This is a genomic window from Streptococcus gwangjuense (genome assembly GCF_003627155.1).
GTDB classification, from domain to species: Bacteria; Bacillota; Bacilli; order Lactobacillales; family Streptococcaceae; genus Streptococcus; species Streptococcus gwangjuensis.
The window spans coordinates 92,936-111,819 of sequence record NZ_CP032621.1 but is presented as its reverse complement, the minus strand read 5'-3'; the positions used below and the strand labels follow the sequence as shown (position 1 = coordinate 111,819).

The window sequence follows — 18,884 nt, the reverse complement described above, 5'->3', positions numbered from 1 at the left end:
TTAAACCTCCTCTGTTAAGTCGAAGAAGAGCTCTTCTAAACTATCTGTTCCTTGTAATACATCTTCTAGCGTTCCCTGTTCGATAATTTGCCCATGATGAATCAAGACTACATCATCTGTTACCATTTGTACCTCAGACAGGATATGAGAGGATAGAAGGACGGTTTTCCCAAAATCAGCCTGCTGGCGAATGAACCTTCTAAACCACTTAATCCCACTTGGATCTAGTCCATTAGTCGGCTCATCTAATATAAGAAACTGAGGATCACCTAGTAAAGCTACTGCCAACCCCAGGCGCTGCCCCTCTCCTAGAGACAGGCTTGATAAGAAATCCTTTTTCTTATGAGCGATCCCAGTCATATCCAATACCTCATCAATCCGAAACTTCGGAATAGCATTACTTGCAGCAATAATATGCAGATGGTCGTAAACCTTTCTATTTGGCAGACCTCCAATACCGTCAAAAGCTGCACCTACTGTTTTGAGAGGATAAATCATTGACTGATAGGTTTGTCCATCAAAAGTCGCAGTTCCTGCTGTCGCCCGATCTAAGCCCAAGAGAATCCTCAAGGTCGAGCTTTTTCCTGCACCATTATGTCCTAGAAAAGCCGTAATGCGACCACTCCTAGCTGTAAAAGAAATATCCTTTAAAATTTGCTTGTCTCCATATTTTTTAGAAACACGATTAATTTTTACAATATGTTCCATACTGAACTCCTTTATCTTTATTTTCTCCAGTATACCCAATCTAGTTCAGAATTAGTTCAGAGATTAAACAGAAATTTCAGAAAAAGTTGATCCACTTTTCAAAAGTCACCTGAGTTCCACTAGAAAAACTAAACTTTTCTTTCACAAGGTATTCTTCTCTCCATTCTTTCTTTATAATTCTGAGGTTTATGTATAGAGACTTTATTATAAAAAGTCATTTATCAAACTCCATCAACAGCACCCTTTATGTTATAATGAAAGAAGAAAACTGAAAGGATTTACCATGTCAAAAGAAGTTATTGTTGAAAGTTTTGAACTTGACCACACCATTGTTAAAGCACCCTATGTTCGCTTGATCGGGGAAGAAACAGGGCCAAAGGGAGATGTCATCTCCAATTATGATATTCGTTTAGTGCAACCCAATGAAGACTCTATCCCTACTGCTGGCCTTCACACTATCGAGCACCTCTTAGCCAAACTCATCCGTACCCGCATCGACGGCATGATTGACTGTTCACCATTTGGTTGCCGTACAGGCTTCCACATGATTATGTGGGGGCAACATACCAGTGCTGAAATCGCGGCTGTTATCAAGGATTCTCTCAAAGAAATTGCTGAAACCACTACTTGGGAAGATGTTCCTGGAACAACCATCGAATCTTGTGGCAACTACAAGGACCACAGCCTCTTTTCTGCTAAAGAATGGGCAAAACTCATCTTGGAACAAGGAATTTCAGATGATGCCTTTGAGCGTCATGTCATCTAAACACAAAAAAGGAACCGGCTTTTCAGCTGGCTCCTTCTTTTTATTCTCAAAATTTTGTCTTAGGCTTTTTCACGAATGACTAAAACGCCATCTTCCATATCTGCTTCTAGATGTTTGGCATCTAAATGATCCAAGTGGAAATCTGTCACCTTATCACGAATTTCTTGTTCAACTACGCGACGGAGAGGACGAACCCCCATGACTTCGTCATAGCCTTCTTCAGTGATATAGTCTTTAGCCGCTTGACTAACTGACAAATCAATGTCTTTCTTAGCCAAGGTTTGGTTGACTTCAGCCAACATCAAGTCCACAATCTTAGAAAGGTCTTCCTTAGTCAAGTGTGAGAACTCGATAACTGCGTTAAAGCGGTTAAGGAATTCTGGACGGAAGAATGGTTTCAAACGATCCATCAATTCTGGTTTGTCCGCATCTTCTGTCAAGTTGGCTTCATAACCAAATCCAGCATTTGATGTTGCAATAATAACAGTATTCTTGAAGTTTACTGTATTTCCTTGACCATCTGTCAAACGACCATCATCCAAGACTTGGAGGAGAAGGGTAATGACTTGAGGATCAGCCTTTTCAATCTCATCCAAGAGAATGATAGAGTATGGATTGCGACGCACACGTTCTGTCAAGGTATTGCTATTGTCATCATAACCCACATAGCCTGCTGTTGTACCAATTAGCTTAGAAACGGCTGTGCGGTCACTGTATTCAGACATATCCAAACGGATGATTGCGTCCTTAGTTCCAAACATATCAAGCGCTAATTGCTTAGCAAGTTCTGTCTTACCAACCCCAGTTGGACCTACAAAGAGGAAGCTACCGATTGGGCGATTGCCTTCATCAAAACCAGCACGGTTACGACGGATAGCACGAGCTACCGCTTCTACCGCCTTATCTTGTCCGATTACCTTATCTTGCAAGCGATGAGCCATATCTTTCAAACGTTCGATATCAGATGCTCCCATTTGTGATACTGGAATACCTGTCATTCGTTCTACAGATTCGGCTACATCATTGACAGTGGCAGTCACTTTCATATCTTCTGTGTGATTTTCGATTTTCTTTTCCAATTCTGCAATACGTGTTTTATAGTTTAGAGCTGCTTCAAAATCTTCTGCCTCAACTGCTTTTTCTTGCTTGTCTTTTTCTGCCTCAATTTCACGTTCAACAGCATGCACATCTGTTACTGGATGTTGAGCTGCCAAGTGAGCCGCTGTTACATCGACAAGATCGATAGCCTTATCTGGCAAGCTACGTTGAGGAATATACTGAACAGAATAATCCACTGCTGCTTTCAAAACTTCATCTGGCAAGATGACATTGTGGTGTTGTTGATAAAGGTCACGAATTCCTTGAAGGATTTTAAAAGTATCCTCTGCTGAAGGAGCATTTACCTTGACTTCATTGAAACGACGAGCAAGAGCTGCATTCTTCAAGATAGTATTACGGTATTCGTCTTGAGTCGTTGCCCCAATCACGGTCAACTCACCACGAGATAGAGCTGGCTTAAGAATGTCCGCAAGCCCTTTAGATCCACTGTCTCCACCAGTGCTACCTGCACCGAGAATTTGGTGAATTTCATCAAAGAAGAGGATAATATTCCCTGCTTCTTTCACTTCATTGACTAAATTTTGAACGTTTTCTTCAAAGCTACCACGGTATTGAGTACCAGCTTCAAGACCTGAGATATCAATGGAAATGATTTCCTTATTCTTAATGGCAGCTGGGACATCTCCGTTCACAATGGCTTGCGCTAGTCCTTCAACGACTGCTGTCTTACCAACACCTGCATCTCCGACTAGAACAGGATTGTTCTTGGTACGGCGTGAAAGAATTTCAGATGTTTCTTGAATTTCCTTGTTTCGTCCGATGACAGGATCCAGCTTGCCCTCACGAGCTTCTGCAGTCAAGTTTCGACCTAGTTTAGCAAGGACACCGTCTTGTTTCATACCTGACGCCTGTTGTGGCATTTGTCCATCAGTTTCTGCATTTCCTGGTAATTGACCAGTTGCACGATAATGAGCAAATTCCTCAGGTGTTACTTCACGTCCATTAATCAAGTAGCGACGATTTTCAGAGCTATATCCTCGCATACCACCCATCAATTGGTTAAATAAATCATCCATGTTGTTAAAATTATTAAAGTTGTTGTCCATATTCTTTACCTCTTTTTGTTTTTTCTTCGTTATTACTACTGATATTGACTATCTTTGACCTTTGTTTTAAAAAATTTAGACTAGCTAAATTGCTACTCTACGTACTATTTCTGGTTTTTCTTTTTTAAGCAGGAGTAGACTATCTTTACTTCTAAAGATTTCTAGATTAAACATAGACCCACCTCTTTCTATTTCACTTTAAATAAGCGTTCTAGTAAGGCTTTCATTTACCTTACGTTCATAATATACTACATTAGTCAGAAAAGGTCAAGAGATTTGACTTTAATTGACCAATAAATTTTACAAAAAGAAGAACTAGCTTTTAACTAGTCCTTCTTTGTATTATTTTATATAATCTTAGCTCAATGCATCCAAGGCATCCAAGGCATCATCCATTGAAAGAACTTCGTGGAAGACACGTTGTGTCAATTCAGTTTTTTGTTCTGGAGTGAGGTATTTAGTGTTTACACAGTATCCAGAGATACGTACGATAACGTCTTCACCTGACATGATCTTTTCGTAAACATCGTTCAAGTCCATAACGTTCAAGTTAACGTGTTGTCCACCGTTTTCAAAGTAACCATCAAGAATTGTTACCAAGTTATCAACTTGTTCGTCACGAGTCTTACCAAGAGCGCGAGGTGATACTTGTGTAGTCAATGAGATACCATCAGCTGCATAACTAAAGTCAAGGCTAGAAAGTGAGTTCAAGTTTTGCAACCATCCACCTTTAGCTTTGTTAGATGGGTTAGCACCTGGTGAGAAGAATTCAAGTTTAGACAAGTTCACAGAACCATCTTCGTTGAGGTATACACCTTTGTGGACTGGTGAGTTACCAGTTTGTTTAGAGTAAGCAACGTTAGATGTGATTGTCAAAAGTGATACTGTAGCTTCAGCGTCTTTGTAAAGTTTGTGGCTACGTAGACGAGTAGTGTATGCTTCGATCAACCATTCTGCCAATTCGTTTGAACGTGGGTCATCTTCACCCCAACGTGGGTATTCACCGATTGTTTCGTAATCGTAGATATAGCCATTTTCATCGCGGATTGGTTTAACTGTAGCGTATTTGATAGCTGACAATGTGTCAACAGTGTTGGCAAATCCACAGATACCAAATCCCATGTTGGCACGTTGTTTAGTTGGCAAGAAGGCCATTTGAACAGCTTCGTAGTTGTACTTATCAGTCATGTAGTGGATGATGTTCAAAGCATCTACGTAAGTGTCAGTCAACCAGTCAAGAGATTTTTCAAAGTTAGCTTTAACTGATTCAAATTCAAGAACTTCGTCACGGATTGGTTCGATGTCAAATACTTTGTAGTCTTTGTGAACATCGTCGTAACCACCGTTCAAACCAGTAAGAAGGGCTTTCAATACGTTTACACGCGCACCGAAGTACTGGATGTTGTGGCGTTGCTCTTCATTTTCTGGGTCAAGTGGAGATACACAGCATGAGATACAGCTCATTTCACCATATCCGTCTTTAGCCATTGTTGTTACACCTTCGTATTGGATAGAAGAGTGTTTGTGGCTCATGTGCATACAGTAGCGACGGAAGTTGTATGGCAATTTGTCAGTCCAAAGAACTGTTAAGTTTGGTTCTGGAGAGTTACCGATGTTGTCAAGAGTGTTCAAGAAACGGTAGTCCATCTTAGTAACACGGTGACGACCGTCGTTACCCATACCAGCCATAGAAGTTGTGATGAATGTTGGGTCACCTGAGTACAATTGATCATAAGCTTTTGTACGAGCAAATTTAACTGTACGAAGTTTCATAACGAAATCATCAACGAATTCTTGGATTTCTGATTCAGTAAATGTACCACGAGCAAGGTCACGTTCTGCAAAGATGTCCAATACGATTGGCACACGTCCTAGAGATGTAGCAGCACCGTTGATAACACGGCAGACAGACATAAAGGCGATGTTAACCCATTGGATTGCTTCTTTAACGTTCATCGCTGGTTTGCGAACGTCAACTCCGTAAAGGTCACCCAAGCGAACAACTTGTTGCAATGCTTGGTATTGAAGGTTGATTTCTTCACGAAGACGGATTGTTTCTTCATCGATTTCTTCGATTGCATTCCAGTCGTTTACTTTTTCTTGCATCAAGTAGTCTGCACCGTAAAGAGCAAGACGTGCGTAAACACCGATGATACGTCCGCGTGAGTATGCATCTGGAAGACCAGTTACAGTGTGAGCGTGACGAGCGCGACGGATGTTTGAAGTGTAAGCACGGAAGATACCGTCGTTAACTGTTGTTACGTATTTAGTGAAGATTTCGTGAACAGCTGGGTCTGGTTCGTATCCATTTTCTTTCAAAGTAGTTTCAGCCATACGGATACCACCTTTTGGCATGAAGTTCAATTTGAAGAGTTCATCGTTTTGGATACCAAAGATAACTTCATTTTCTTTGTCAATAAATCCTGCAGGGATATCAGCAATAGATGTTGGACGAGTGTCCATTGGGAAACGAGTTTCTTCGTAGTGAGCCTTAGTTTCTTCTACAATCTTTTTGATGTGAAGTGAACGTTCTGTTGGTCCTGCAAGGAAGCTTTCGTCTCCATCGTAAGGTGTGTAGTTAGCTTGTACGAAGCGTGATACACTTGCTTTTTCTTTCCAATCTACGCCTTTGAAGCCTTCCCAAGCTTTGTCAAAAATATCTTGTGCTTCAACAACTGTCTTAACAACCATGTTAATGTCCTCTTTTTTCTTTCTAGTAACAGTCATCTGTTACATTCATGAGACAAGTATACCACACAGTAACCGATTTCAACAAGTGAAAAAGGCCTATTTTTACACTTTCTTTTCTAAAACAGTCTATATTTTGTCCTAAACTGTATTATATTTTTGAAAAAAATAAAGCATTTTTTCTTTTTTTCAGAAAAAAGGGTATAATAAAAGAAAATAAGCAGTAAAAAGGTGCTAGGCATGTTGATTTTTCCTTTATTAAATGATTTGTCAAGAAAAATCATCCATATTGACATGGATGCCTTTTTTGCTGCGGTCGAAATCAGAGATAATCCTAAACTCAGAGGAAAACCTGTCATTATTGGAAGCGACCCTCGGCAAACAGGTGGGCGTGGTGTCGTTTCCACTTGTAGCTATGAGGCGCGAGCTTTTGGTGTCCATTCAGCCATGAGTTCTAAAGAAGCCTACGAACGTTGCCCCCAGGCCGTCTTTATCTCAGGGAATTATGAAAAATACAAGACTGTGGGCCTCCAGATTCGAGCTATCTTTAAGCGTTATACAGATTTGATTGAACCCATGAGCATTGATGAAGCCTATTTGGATGTGACAGAAAATAAACTCGGTATCAAGTCAGCGGTCAAAATCGCTCGCCTCATTCAAGAGGATATCTGGCAAGAACTCCATCTAACTGCTTCTGCAGGCGTTTCCTACAACAAATTCTTAGCTAAAATGGCTAGTGATTATCAAAAACCACACGGTTTGACAATTATTTTACCTGACCAAGCTGAGGATTTTCTCAAACAAATGGATATTTCTAAGTTTCATGGAGTAGGAAAAAAGACGGTAGAGAGACTTCATCAAATGGGTATTTTTACCGGCGCTGATCTACTTGAAGTCCCTGAAGTGACCCTAATAGACCGCTTTGGCAGACTGGGCTATGACCTGTATCGAAAGGCTCGTGGCATCCACAATTCCCCGGTCAAATCCAATCGCATCCGTAAATCAATCGGGAAGGAGAAAACCTACGGGAAGATTCTCCGTGCCGAGGAAGACATCAAAAAAGAGCTGACTCTCCTATCAGAAAGAGTCGCTCTCAATCTCAGTCAACAAGAAAAAGCTGGAAAAATTGTCATTATGAAAATCCGCTACGAAGACTTTTCAACTCTTACCAAACGAAAAAGTCTGGCTCAAAAAACACAGGATGCTAGTCAAATAAGCCAAATAGCCCTGCAACTCTATGAAGAATTAAGCGAGAAAGAAAGAGGTGTCCGCCTGCTGGGGATTACCGTGACTGGATTTTAAAACCTTGAAGAGTTGACCCTTCAAGGTTTTTCTTATACAAATAAACGGACAAAGCTATAAAGTAGCAAGACACTACCAAGCACGATACGGTATTTACCGAAAAGGGTAAAGTCGTGTTTTTTCACATAACTTGTCAAGAAACGAATAGCGACCATGCTGACTGCAAAGGCTACTCCCATCGCAACCAAGAGCAAGAACAATTGCCCAAAGCTCAAGAGTTGTCCTGCTTTCACAAATTTGAAAATCTTTAAGGCACTGGCTCCAAACATAACAGGAATCCCTAAATAGAAGGTAAATTCTGTCACAACAGAACGACTCGTTCCATTCAACAAACCACCGACAATCGTTGCCCCAGAACGACTGGTTCCCGGTAAAAGGGCAAGAACTTGGAAGAGGCCGATATAGAAGGCTGTCGTATAAGGAAGCTTATCCAACTCTGTTACAGTTGGTTCGATAGCACGAGCTTTATTGCGCTTTTCCAAATAGATAAAGGCAATCCCATAGATAATCAGCATGAGAGCAACTGAAACCATATTATGGAAGTGAGTATCAAACCAATCATCAAACTTAAATACAGCAAGCAAAGGTAAAGTAGCTACAAGAACTTTAGACCACAGTTGCCAAGTTCGACGAACTTCCTGCTTGTCTTTACCCGGTTTAAAGGGATTGAGCTTATTAAAGTAAATCACCATAACCGCCAAAATCGCACCAAGCTGAATCACGACATTAAACATGGACATAAAGACTTCATTTTGATTTTGGTATTGGATAAATTCCTCTGCTAAAATCAAGTGACCTGTACTTGAAATCGGCAGCCATTCCGTAATTCCTTCAACAATACCGAAGAAGATAGATTTTAAAATTTCAATAAGATACATAGATTACTCCTTTTTTCTATCTTCCATTATAGCATATTTTTTTAGTCTGTGACAGTTCTCTTTAAAAGGCACCGATACTGCCACCACCTCCACCTCCGGAGAAGCCACCGCCAGAACTTCCATTTCCAGAAGATACGGAATAGGTACTTGCTGTGTTTGCGATGCTGGCATAATGGCTCATTTGCGCGCTTGAATGATAAAACATACCGTGCCAGCCATAATCTACATAGAGATTGATATCTGGATTTCCCACTTGGATGTGATGCACCTTCATCAAATGGCTGACCTTGTCCGCATAGCCAAATAAGGTCGCATAGACCAAAAGGCGATTCCAGACCACAATACTTTCCAATTCAGCCTGATCCAATCTTGCAATCTCACGCAACATATTTTCAAAACTGGTCCAGAGATAGTAGACTTCTGCCCCTGCTTCATTCAGTACACCATCACGATTATCTAGTCGAAGCTTCCAATAATAGAAAACAGCCAAAACCAAACCTAGAAAACCAAGTATTGGCAAGGGGATGTAAAGATAGCCATAAACATCCAAACTGTACAAGAATAAGCCAAATCCGATAAATAGGGGCAGGATAGTCAAAGCACCCATACCCACTTGCAAGGCCTTTTCCCCACCAGTTAAAGGACGGTAGTAATCTGGAAGCCCCCATAAGGTAACTCTATTTCTCACTCCTTCTTGCATCTGGTTCAATACTTCTTCAAAAGAAGATTTGAGCTGACGCCCCTTTGCTTGAATCCGTTTTTCATCAGAGACTTTTGCTCTACGATAAAGGCTATCAGATACCTTGTAATCCGCAAACAAATTGGAAAGAATTTCTTCTGTTTTGCCTGAAAAAGCCAGATCTAGACAGTCTTTCTCAAAGCCTGACAAACCATCTTCTTTTACTAACCTCAAACCAACTGCATCTCCTTCTGAAATGATAGAGACATTTCCACGGTCTATCACATCTAGCAAGGTAGCTTGAATAAGTTGATCAAAGGTGAATTTTCCAGCTCCCTTGACCAAGGGACTCACTTCCTCCAAGGAGGTAGAGTAGACAGCCTCTGATAAAACCATAGGCTCTAATTCCATTGGTGGTTCATAGATACGATGATTTTTGGCATATTTGACCGAAGGAGTGGTCTTTCTTCTATAAATAAAATAAAAGCAAATACTCAATAACAAGGAGATAGAAAGTATCGAAGGGAAGACCCAAGTAACGAGTTGTTTACTTTGCTCTTTTTCTTTAAAAATCGAGTCTTCTATCTTATTAAACTCTTCTAAACGATTGCCTTTCAATCCCTGATCCCTAGCGCTAGCAAAATCAGTTCGAGGCCAGTAGGCGTGCAATTCAACTCCACGCTTAGCCGGAAGATTGTCTAAACGGATAGTATAATCAAGGTTACTCTTTTCAATCGTTCCCTCTCTAAAAAGTTTACCTGTATGGAAAAAGAGTTTTTCAACCCCCTTATCTCCCCTTACATGAAATTCAAACTTGCCAATAGCTCCTGAACTATCTGTTAAAGGTTGCCAATTTAATTCAGCGATGTCATCATATAGAAAAAGCAAATTTTTTAAATTCCAGATGAGGTCAACTTCCACTATGTCACCTTCCTGACCGGGATTATAGACTTTCACAGTATAACCATTCGCTTCTTCTGTCACTTCGCTAGTAACGTCTACTAATTCAGCACCGTTTTTTGCGGCCTGAACCTTTGGATGAGGATCAATGTCAAATCCACTAGGCATCTTGCCCGCACGTCCAAGTCCCACGATTTGGCCCTTAAAGTCTTCCTCAAACTGATAAACTATCTTCTGTCTAAATTCTGCTGTATTATCTGCATGAATATACAAATCCCCTTGATAAGAGTTTATCTTGAAATCAATGGCAAAAACAGAGAATGGCAGAAGGCAAAACAAGCCTAACACTAGTAAGAAAAAAGTTTTTTTCATCAACTAAGCCCCCTTTTTATCTTTGTTATCATTATATCATTTTTTCATAAGTAAGGGCTTACCTATATTGAAAAATAGAGTTTTTTTCGATAAAATAGGAGACAGTTATTTTTTAATAGATTAGAAATAGGAGAAATCATGAGAAAAATATACTTATCTATTTTCACAAGTCTCTTGCTGATGCTGGGACTTGTCAATGTTGCTCAAGCCGATGAATATTTACGCATCGGGATGGAAGCAGCATATGCTCCCTTTAACTGGACCCAGGATGATGATAGCAACGGAGCTGTCAAAATCGATGGAACCAACCAGTACGCCAATGGATACGATGTCCAAATTGCCAAGAAAATCGCTAAGAACTTAGGTAAAGAACCTTTGGTTGTTAAAACAAAGTGGGAAGGTCTAGTCCCTGCCCTTACTTCCGGTAAGATTGACATGATTATCGCAGGTATGAGTCCAACTGCCGAGCGCAAACAAGAAATTGCCTTTTCAAGCAGTTACTACACTAGCGAACCAGTTTTGCTTGTCAAAAAAGATTCTGCCTACGCAAGTGCTAAATCTTTGGATGACTTTAATGGTGCGAAAATCACTTCTCAACAAGGTGTTTACCTTTACGACTTGATTGCACAAATCCCAGGTGCTAAAAAAGAAACAGCCATGGGAGACTTCGCTCAAATGCGCCAAGCTCTTGAAGCTGGTGTCATCGACGCCTATGTCTCTGAACGCCCAGAAGCTCTGACTGCTGAAGCTGCTAACTCTAAGTTCAAGATGATCCAAGTAGAACCAGGTTTCAAAACTGGGGAAGAAGATACAGCTATCGCCATTGGACTTCGTAAAGATGACAATCGTATTAGCCAAATCAATGCCAGCATTGAAACCATTTCAAAAGACGACCAAGTTGCCTTGATGGATCGTATGATTAAGGAACAACCTGCCGAAGCTACAACAACTGAAGAGACTAGCAGTAGTTTCTTTAGCCAAGTCGCTAAAATTCTTTCTGAAAACTGGCAACAACTCTTGCGTGGTGCTGGTATCACTCTTTTAATCTCTATCGTGGGAACCATCACAGGTCTCATTATTGGACTTGCCATTGGTGTTTTCCGTACTGCTCCCCTCTCTGAAAACAAAGTCATTTACGGCCTACAAAAACTAGTCGGCTGGATCCTCAATGTCTACATTGAAATTTTCCGTGGTACACCAATGATCGTTCAATCGATGGTTATCTACTACGGAACTGCCCAAGCTTTCGGTATCAACCTTGACCGTACACTGGCTGCAATCTTCATCGTTTCGATTAACACTGGTGCCTACATGACCGAAATCGTCCGTGGTGGTATCCTAGCAGTTGACAAGGGACAATTTGAAGCTGCTACTGCTCTTGGTATGACTCATAACCAAACCATGCGTAAGATTGTCCTACCTCAGGTAGTCCGCAACATCCTACCCGCAACTGGTAATGAATTTGTCATCAATATCAAAGATACATCTGTATTGAACGTTATCTCTGTTGTCGAACTTTATTTCTCAGGAAATACCGTGGCAACTCAAACCTATCAATACTTCCAGACATTTACAATCATCGCCGTGATTTACTTTGTCCTCACCTTCACCGTAACACGTATCCTACGCTTTATCGAACGCCGCATGGACATGGATACCTATACTACAGGTGCTAACCAAATGCAAACGGAGGATTTGAAATAATGACACAAGCAATCCTTGAAATTAAACACCTAAAAAAATCCTATGGACAAAACGAAGTGCTAAAAGACATTTCTCTAACTGTCCACAAGGGTGAAGTTATCTCTATCATCGGAAGCTCTGGAAGCGGGAAATCGACCTTCCTACGCTCTATTAACCTACTTGAAACACCAACTGATGGACAAATCCTTTATCATGGACAAAACGTCCTCGAAAAAGGCTATGACCTCACGCAATACCGTGAAAAGTTAGGTATGGTTTTCCAATCCTTTAACCTATTTGAAAATCTCAACGTCCTTGAAAACACAATCGTCGCTCAGACAACTGTCCTTAAACGTGAACGCACAGAAGCTGAAAAGATTGCCAAAGAAAACTTGGAAAAAGTCGGCATGGGAGAACGCTACTGGCAAGCCAAACCAAAACAACTCTCAGGTGGTCAAAAACAACGTGTGGCTATTGCACGCGCCCTCTCTATGAATCCTGACGCTATTCTCTTTGATGAACCAACATCAGCTCTCGATCCAGAAATGGTTGGAGAAGTCCTCAAAATCATGCAAGATCTAGCTCAGGAAGGCTTGACTATGATTGTAGTGACTCACGAAATGGAATTTGCCCGTGATGTCTCTCACCGTGTTATCTTTATGGATAAAGGTGTAATTGCTGAAGAAGGCAAACCAGAAGACCTCTTCACCAATCCTAAAGAAGAACGTACAAAAGAATTTCTTCAACGTTATCTCAAATAAAAAGAAAAGGCTGCATCAATCGTGCAGTCTTTTTGTTGACCTCAAAATGAAAAGGCAGACCCTTTTCAAGAATCCGCCATTATCCAAAGATTAATCTTCAAATTTTTCATGATTTTTTTCATAGAAATCAATTAAACCTAGAGCTGTTTCAAATGAAATATTTTTTACTTTTGCACGACCCTGCGCTAGAGCAATGATAGACATTTCACGCGCATTCGTTTCTTTAGAGATACGGTAGCCTGTGATTTTCTTATCACGAACCCAGCCAACAACTGATTCTACTTTTTCAAAGTTTGACTTAGCCATGTCCTTCTCCTATTTTCTTCTTTACGATATTTAATTGTATACGTTTTTATGACTTTTGTCAATAAAAAAACATATATTCAATAAAATTAATGATTTATTTTTCTGTTACTATCTTATTAAAGCCGATAATATATAGGTTTTCACTTACTATAAACCATTAGCAAACACCTTTAAAATAATTGTATTATTAACTCTTTTGTTTGTAAAAATATTCATGCTTTACAAATACCAATTCTTGATAGATTAGACAGGTTTTATCTTCAACTTTATTCTATTTACCTAACTTTAAAATGATATTTCTAATAGCAGAAGACTTTCTCTCCACACTATTACTAACTATTATTCCTCTTCTCCTTCTTTGATATTCTTCCTGCCTTTATAAGCACTTTTCACTTGCTCAACTGGTACTATTTATTTACTTTATCAATATTCCTTTTTATTCCTTCAAACCTATAAAAAGATGAGTAGTTAGGACACAATAGTATCCTATCTTCCAACATTTTCCACTGTTTTTATCTTCTTAGTATCTTATCACTCTTCTCAGTCAACTCAGTATAATGTTTCTTATTAGTATTGATTATTTTTTCTAATTCCTATTATATTTAGCCAAATTTCATATTAGCTATATATAAAATAGTGGATTCTAAAAATACTCCTTATATATAACAAGTAATTTTACTCCCTTACTATAAACTGAATCAAAAAATAATAGGTACTATAATGACTTGTGATAGAAATAGCGTAATCGATTTCCTAAGTCCATAGGAATCGCCCCCTTTCTTCACCCTCATTATAGCACCTATACATCAGTTGTGCAAATAATATGATATTTTTTTATTAGTTCTCAGACAAGCATATTATAGAGCGTTTCATTACCATTTAAGTTAATATAAGATGGATCAAAACCTTCCATTCGACGAATCAAGCCTGCATAATCATGCTTATCTGCCAAGGCAATCCCAATCAATACTGGACCTGTCCCCTTGCTAGCTCGTTTGATATACTCAAAACGTGTGATATCATCATTTGGCCCCAAGATATCATTTACAAACTCACGCAAGGCCCCTGGGCGCTGTGGAAAATTAACCACAAAGTAATGCTTGATCCCATCATAAATCAAGGCACGCTCTTCCATTTCTGGCATACGGTTGATATCATTATTCCCTCCAGAAATGATACAACAAATGGTTTTCCCCTTGATATATTCAGCTAACACCTCTAGAGAGGCGATACTAGCCGCTCCAGCAGGTTCTGCGACAATCCCTTGCTTAGAGTAAAGGTCAATCAAGGTTTCAGAAATCAATCCCTCATCGACACCTACCAAGGTTTGAACATGTTGACGAGTCGCCTCATAGGTCAACTGTCCTACCTTTTGTACAGCAATCCCATCCGCAAATTTGTCAATTTCTTTGAGTTTGACAGGCCCACCAGCTTCAAAGGCAGCTTTCATGGAACGTGCCCCATTAGCCTCTACTCCGATGACTTCAATTTCTGGACTTGTTTCCTTGATATAGGTAGAAACCCCAGCAATGAGACCACCACCTCCAACAGGAACCAAGACAGCATCAAAATCAATCGATTCTTTTCGAGCTTCTTCTAAAATCTCATAAGCAACTGTCCCTTGACCAGCTTGAACATGGGCATCATCAAAAGGATCAATAAAGGTACGATTTTCAGAGACTGTAAATTCTTGAGCTGCTTTGGCTGAAGCATCAAAGGTATCCCCAACTAGTTTAATGGTTACAAAATCCCCACCAAAAAAGCGAACTTGACCAATCTTTTGTTGCGGAGTAGTAATGGGCATAAAAATAGTAGCAGGAATTTTCATCTCATTACAAGTATAGGCAACTCCCTGCGCATGATTCCCCGCAGAAGCGCAGACTACCCCACGCTCACGTTCTTCCTTGCTGAGCTGGGAAATGGCATAATAGGCACCACGAATTTTAAAAGAGCGAACACGTTGAGCATTTTCCTTTTTCAAATAAATCTTAGCACCATACTTCTCCGATAAATAATGGTCATAATCAAGCGGTGTATTAACGACCACACCATTCAAGACCTTATGAGCCTTGATGATATCTTTTGAACTTAACATCTTTTTCTCCTAGACTATTTCATACTATCACAATTCATCCTCTTAAAAGAGAAAGGAATTGATTATAAAAGCGAGTTAGTCCCCCAACTCGCCTTCACCTTAATTTCTATCAATTAGTTATAGATTTTGAATGCATCATCGTCATTTTTACCAACAAATGGCATTGCTTTACGCAATTCTGCACCAACTTTTTCAATTTCAAGGTTAGCTGCTTGTTCACGGTAAGCAGTCAATTTTGGACGTCCAGCTTTATAGTCATTTACAAAGTCATTTGCAAATTTACCATTTTGGATGTCTGCCAAGACAGCTTTCATATTTTCTTTAACTTGCTCAGTAATCACACGTGGACCTGATACATAGTCACCGTACTCAGCAGTATTTGAAATAGATTGACGCATTTTCTTGAATCCACCTTCGTAGATCAAGTCAACGATCAATTTCATTTCGTGAAGAACTTCAAAGTAAGCCAATTCTGGAGCGTAACCTGCTTCTGTCAAGACTTCGAAACCTGCTTCGATAAGGGCAGTCAAACCACCACAAAGTACAGCTTGTTCACCAAACAAATCTTCTTCAGTTTCTTCTTTGTAAGTTGTTTCAAGAAGACCTACACGGGCTGCTCCAACACCTTTACACCAGTCCATAGCAATGTTTTTCGCATTTCCTGTTGCATCTTGGTATACTGCATAAAGAGCTGGAACACCAAATCCTTCTTCATAAGTACGACGCACCAAGTGTCCTGGTCCTTTAGGAGCACACATAAAGACATCTACATCCGCAGGAACTTTGATAAACTCAAAGTGGATATTGAAACCATGAGCAAATCCAACTGCATTTCCAGCTTCCAAGTTTGGAGCGATTTCTGCTTCGTACAATTCTTGTTGGATTTCGTCTGGTGCCAAAATCATGATAACGTCAGCCAATTTAGTAGCTTCTGCTACTGTGTAAGTGTCAAATCCATCTTCTTTTGCTTTGTCAAAAGATTTACCTGGACGTACACCGATGATGACATCGCGACCTGAATCACGCAAGTTTTGAGCATGCGCATGTCCTTGCGAACCATAACCAATAACGGCGATTTTTTTACCGTCAAGTGCTGCTACTTTAACATCTTTTTCATATTCCATTTGAACTGCCATAGTTTTTCTCTCTTTTCTATTATTTATTGCCTTTTAGGCTGGTTTAACAAATTTAAAATATTTTTATACTCAATGAAAATCAAAGAGCAAATTAGGAAGCTAGCCGCAGGCTGTACTTGAGTACGGCAAGGCAAAGCTGACGTGATTTGAAGAGATTTTCGAAGAGTATTAATCGCGGGTAAATCCAGTTGCACCAGTTCGAGCAATATTGCGAATACCGTATGGTCGAATGACTCGCAATAGAGCTTCACTCTTTTCAGCATTTCCTGTCATTTGAATGGTAATCGAGCTTGGCGCTACGTCTACCACTGTTGCACGGAAAGGTTGAATAATGGCTAGAATCTCAGCTCGCTTCTCAGCTGGTGCTGACATCTTAACCAAAATCACCTCGCGCTCCAAATGAGGCTTGTCTGTAATATCTCGAATGCGAATCACATCAATCTGACGATTAAGTTGCTTAATGATTTGTTCCACTTCATCATGAGAAGCCACATCAATAATAATGGTGATACGCGATACATTCGGATCTTCTGTTGCTCCAACAGAAATGCTTTCGATATTAACCTGACGGCGAGACAGGACACCGGTAAAGCGATTGAGGACTCCTGAACGATTTTGTAGTTTTGCTGTTAACATTCTACGCATGGAACTTCACCCCCAACATCTCATGATTACTCTTACCAGCTGGCACCATTGGCAACACCTGCTCCTTACGAGAAATATCTACCTCGATTAGCATAGGAACATCCTCAGTGATGACTTCAAGGTCTTGAGCCAAGGTCTCAGGATTGTCAAACTTATAGTTTTTAATGCCGTAAGCCTGTGCCATCAGTTGGAAATCAGGAAGGGTATCAAAGACAGACTCAGATGTTCTACCTTCATAGAAGGATTCTTGCCACTGGCGGACCATTCCAAGTGAGTGGTTGTTCAGCATAACTACCTTGATTGGTACCTTGTAAATGTTCAAAATAGCCAATTCCTGGTTAGTCATTTGGAAACCACCATCCCCAACAAACAAGACTACTTCCTTATCTGGGTTAGCAATTTTAGCACCGATTGCTGCTGGAATTCCAAATCCCATCGTTCCCAAACCACCTGAAGTCACTAACTGACGTTCATTTTGGTAGGGATAATACTGAGCTGTCCACATTTGGTGTTGACCAACGTCTGTTACCACAATGGCATCACCATTCGTCAACTCACCGATGCGTTCAATAACAGCTTGCGGCTGAACCACACGCTCTTTCTTATCATAAGAACGAACGCGGTTCTTGTCTTTAGTGACTTTTTCAATCCATTTTTCAGTATTGTTATGAACTGTCGGCTCCGCCAGCAACATTTGCAAGGCTTTCTTAGCATCTCCAACTACAGGAATATCTGCACTGATAATCTTGCCAATCTCGGCTGGGTCAATATCAATGTGGGCAACCTTAGCATTCTTAGCGAAGGTCTTAGGATTCCCCGTCAAGCGGTCATCGAAACGACAACCAATACTAATCATAAAGTCCGCTTCCGTCATGGCAATATTAGCTGCGAATGACCCGTGCATGCCTCCCATTCCAAGGAAGAGTGGATGACTCGTTGCAATCGTTCCTTGTCCCAAAAGACTGGTTACCACTGGAATTTGATAGCGCTCTGCAAATTCATTTAATTCCGCAGCAGCTTCAGCATAACTAATTCCACCACCAGCTAGCAAGACTGGCTTTTTAGCCTTGGATAATTGCTTCAAGATTTTCTTGATTTGCATATCATTTGGCTCAAGAGTTGGCTGATAGCTTGGCAGGTTCACTTCTGGTGAATAGATGAAGTCGGTTTCTAAAGCAGATACATCTTTAGGTAGGTCAATTACAACTGGCCCTGGTCGACCTGTAGTTGCGATATGAACAGCTTCCGTAATGATACGCGGAATATCAGCTGTCTCACGAACTTGGTAATTGTACTTAGTGATTGGCATGGTAATTCCCACAATGTCTGCCTCTTGAAAAGCATCCTTCCCAATCCCTGCTCGCGCAACCTGACCTGTAAAGACCAAAAGGGGAACACTATCGCTCATGGCATCCGCAATCCCTGTAATGGCATTTGTTGCTCCTGGTCCGCTAGTGACGACGGCAACACCCAACTTTCCAGTTGATTTGGCATAACCTTCAGCTTCATGCAGACAACCTTGCTCATGGCGTCCTAGAATGTGGCGAATGCCTTTAAAATTATATATCGCATCATAAAAAGGCAAGACTGCACCACCAGGATAACCAAAGATGGTATCAATTCCTAAATCACGAAGTGTTTCCAAAACTAAGTCCGACCCCGTCTTAGGAGATTCTAAACTGATTTTCTCCATTGTTCCCCTTTCTCTTCTCTTAAAAATAACTTGTTACTATCATACCATTTTTTCAAAATTTTTCAAGAGAAAAGAAGAAATTTTCTGAATTTTCTATTTTAACGTTT

The 18,884-nt window shown here is 40.3% G+C and carries 14 protein-coding genes; 4 read left to right on the top strand and 10 right to left on the bottom strand.

Annotated elements, in window-relative coordinates:
* The gene (locus D7D53_RS00535) at positions 1 to 708 is read right to left on the bottom strand and encodes an ABC transporter ATP-binding protein (protein WP_120769784.1); all 708 of its coding nucleotides are present in this window, start codon (positions 706 to 708) and stop codon (positions 1 to 3) included.
* Positions 709 to 991: 283 nt separating this feature from the next.
* Here D7D53_RS00535 and D7D53_RS00530 point away from each other — a divergent pair, with 283 nt between their 5' ends.
* Complete coding sequence (locus D7D53_RS00530; protein ID WP_120769783.1) at positions 992 to 1,474, top strand: S-ribosylhomocysteine lyase; 483 nt, start codon at positions 992 to 994, stop codon at positions 1,472 to 1,474.
* Positions 1,475 to 1,533: 59 nt separating this feature from the next.
* Here the strand turns inward: D7D53_RS00530 and D7D53_RS00525 are convergent, their stop codons facing one another.
* Positions 1,534 to 3,639: an ATP-dependent Clp protease ATP-binding subunit gene (locus D7D53_RS00525; protein WP_120769782.1), complete on the bottom strand. Its 2,106-nt coding sequence runs from the start codon at positions 3,637 to 3,639 to the stop codon at positions 1,534 to 1,536.
* A 357-nt stretch (positions 3,640 to 3,996) separates the two neighbouring features.
* Complete coding sequence (gene pflB / locus D7D53_RS00520) at positions 3,997 to 6,330, bottom strand: formate C-acetyltransferase (RefSeq protein WP_115904487.1); 2,334 nt, start codon at positions 6,328 to 6,330, stop codon at positions 3,997 to 3,999.
* 237 nt (positions 6,331 to 6,567) lie between these two features.
* Between pflB and dinB the strand changes: the two genes are divergently transcribed.
* A complete protein-coding gene (gene dinB, locus D7D53_RS00515; protein WP_120769781.1) occupies positions 6,568 to 7,629 on the top strand; it encodes a DNA polymerase IV in 1,062 nt (353 codons plus the stop codon).
* Between the two features lie 32 nt (positions 7,630 to 7,661).
* Here dinB and D7D53_RS00510 read toward each other — a convergent pair whose 3' ends face one another.
* Together D7D53_RS00510 and D7D53_RS00505 are read right to left on the bottom strand one after the other, a co-directional pair.
* A complete protein-coding gene (locus D7D53_RS00510) occupies positions 7,662 to 8,507 on the bottom strand; it encodes an undecaprenyl-diphosphate phosphatase (RefSeq protein ID WP_120769780.1) in 846 nt (281 codons plus the stop codon).
* 61 nt (positions 8,508 to 8,568) lie between these two features.
* A complete protein-coding gene (locus tag D7D53_RS00505; RefSeq protein WP_120769779.1) occupies positions 8,569 to 10,458 on the bottom strand; it encodes a DUF2207 domain-containing protein in 1,890 nt (629 codons plus the stop codon).
* A 138-nt stretch (positions 10,459 to 10,596) separates the two neighbouring features.
* Here D7D53_RS00505 and D7D53_RS00500 point away from each other — a divergent pair, with 138 nt between their 5' ends.
* The gene (locus D7D53_RS00500) at positions 10,597 to 12,162 is read left to right on the top strand and encodes an ABC transporter substrate-binding protein/permease (RefSeq protein WP_120769778.1); all 1,566 of its coding nucleotides are present in this window, start codon (positions 10,597 to 10,599) and stop codon (positions 12,160 to 12,162) included.
* Positions 12,162 to 12,902 carry an amino acid ABC transporter ATP-binding protein gene (locus D7D53_RS00495; RefSeq protein ID WP_004262060.1) on the top strand — a complete coding sequence of 247 codons (741 nt, stop codon included), beginning with the start codon at positions 12,162 to 12,164 and terminating at the stop codon, positions 12,900 to 12,902. Before D7D53_RS00500 ends, D7D53_RS00495 begins: the two co-directional genes overlap by 1 nt.
* Positions 12,903 to 12,992: 90 nt before the next feature.
* On the opposite strand, the gene D7D53_RS00490 is transcribed toward D7D53_RS00495, so the two are convergent.
* The 5 genes from D7D53_RS00490 to D7D53_RS00470 all read right to left on the bottom strand — a co-directional run bounded on the left by D7D53_RS00490 (position 12,993) and on the right by D7D53_RS00470 (position 18,777).
* Entirely contained in the window at positions 12,993 to 13,208 is a 216-nt protein-coding gene (locus tag D7D53_RS00490; RefSeq protein WP_001130036.1) for a capsule biosynthesis transcriptional regulator, read from the bottom strand.
* Between the two features lie 844 nt (positions 13,209 to 14,052).
* Positions 14,053 to 15,303 (bottom strand): threonine ammonia-lyase IlvA, encoded by a 1,251-nt coding sequence (gene ilvA, locus D7D53_RS00485; protein WP_000952976.1) that lies wholly within the window; start codon positions 15,301 to 15,303, stop codon positions 14,053 to 14,055.
* Between the two features lie 113 nt (positions 15,304 to 15,416).
* Positions 15,417 to 16,439 (bottom strand): ketol-acid reductoisomerase, encoded by a 1,023-nt coding sequence (ilvC, locus tag D7D53_RS00480; RefSeq protein ID WP_000290683.1) that lies wholly within the window; start codon positions 16,437 to 16,439, stop codon positions 15,417 to 15,419.
* 168 nt (positions 16,440 to 16,607) lie between these two features.
* Positions 16,608 to 17,084, bottom strand: coding sequence for an acetolactate synthase small subunit (gene ilvN / locus D7D53_RS00475; protein ID WP_001253803.1), 477 nt, complete (start codon positions 17,082 to 17,084; stop codon positions 16,608 to 16,610).
* Entirely contained in the window at positions 17,077 to 18,777 is a 1,701-nt protein-coding gene (locus D7D53_RS00470; protein ID WP_000411735.1) for an acetolactate synthase large subunit, read from the bottom strand. The genes ilvN and D7D53_RS00470 overlap by 8 nt, the downstream gene beginning before the upstream one ends.
* Between the last annotated feature and the right edge of the window lie 107 nt (positions 18,778 to 18,884).

Excerpts from the sequence above, each read along its gene's own strand:
- D7D53_RS00535 (WP_120769784.1), bottom strand. The coding sequence starts at position 708 with ATGGAACATATTGTAAAAATTAATCGTGTTTCTAAAAAATATGGAGAC.
- D7D53_RS00530 (WP_120769783.1), top strand. The coding sequence starts at position 992 with ATGTCAAAAGAAGTTATTGTTGAAAGTTTTGAACTTGACCACACCATT.
- D7D53_RS00525 (WP_120769782.1), bottom strand. The coding sequence starts at position 3,639 with ATGGACAACAACTTTAATAATTTTAACAACATGGATGATTTATTTAAC.
- pflB (WP_115904487.1), bottom strand. The coding sequence starts at position 6,330 with ATGGTTGTTAAGACAGTTGTTGAAGCACAAGATATTTTTGACAAAGCT.
- dinB (WP_120769781.1), top strand. The coding sequence starts at position 6,568 with ATGTTGATTTTTCCTTTATTAAATGATTTGTCAAGAAAAATCATCCAT.
- D7D53_RS00510 (WP_120769780.1), bottom strand. The coding sequence starts at position 8,507 with ATGTATCTTATTGAAATTTTAAAATCTATCTTCTTCGGTATTGTTGAA.
- D7D53_RS00505 (WP_120769779.1), bottom strand. The coding sequence starts at position 10,458 with ATGAAAAAAACTTTTTTCTTACTAGTGTTAGGCTTGTTTTGCCTTCTG.
- D7D53_RS00500 (WP_120769778.1), top strand. The coding sequence starts at position 10,597 with ATGAGAAAAATATACTTATCTATTTTCACAAGTCTCTTGCTGATGCTG.
- D7D53_RS00495 (WP_004262060.1), top strand. The coding sequence starts at position 12,162 with ATGACACAAGCAATCCTTGAAATTAAACACCTAAAAAAATCCTATGGA.
- D7D53_RS00490 (WP_001130036.1), bottom strand. The coding sequence starts at position 13,208 with ATGGCTAAGTCAAACTTTGAAAAAGTAGAATCAGTTGTTGGCTGGGTT.
- ilvA (WP_000952976.1), bottom strand. The coding sequence starts at position 15,303 with ATGTTAAGTTCAAAAGATATCATCAAGGCTCATAAGGTCTTGAATGGT.
- ilvC (WP_000290683.1), bottom strand. The coding sequence starts at position 16,439 with ATGGCAGTTCAAATGGAATATGAAAAAGATGTTAAAGTAGCAGCACTT.
- ilvN (WP_001253803.1), bottom strand. The coding sequence starts at position 17,084 with ATGCGTAGAATGTTAACAGCAAAACTACAAAATCGTTCAGGAGTCCTC.
- D7D53_RS00470 (WP_000411735.1), bottom strand. The coding sequence starts at position 18,777 with ATGGAGAAAATCAGTTTAGAATCTCCTAAGACGGGGTCGGACTTAGTT.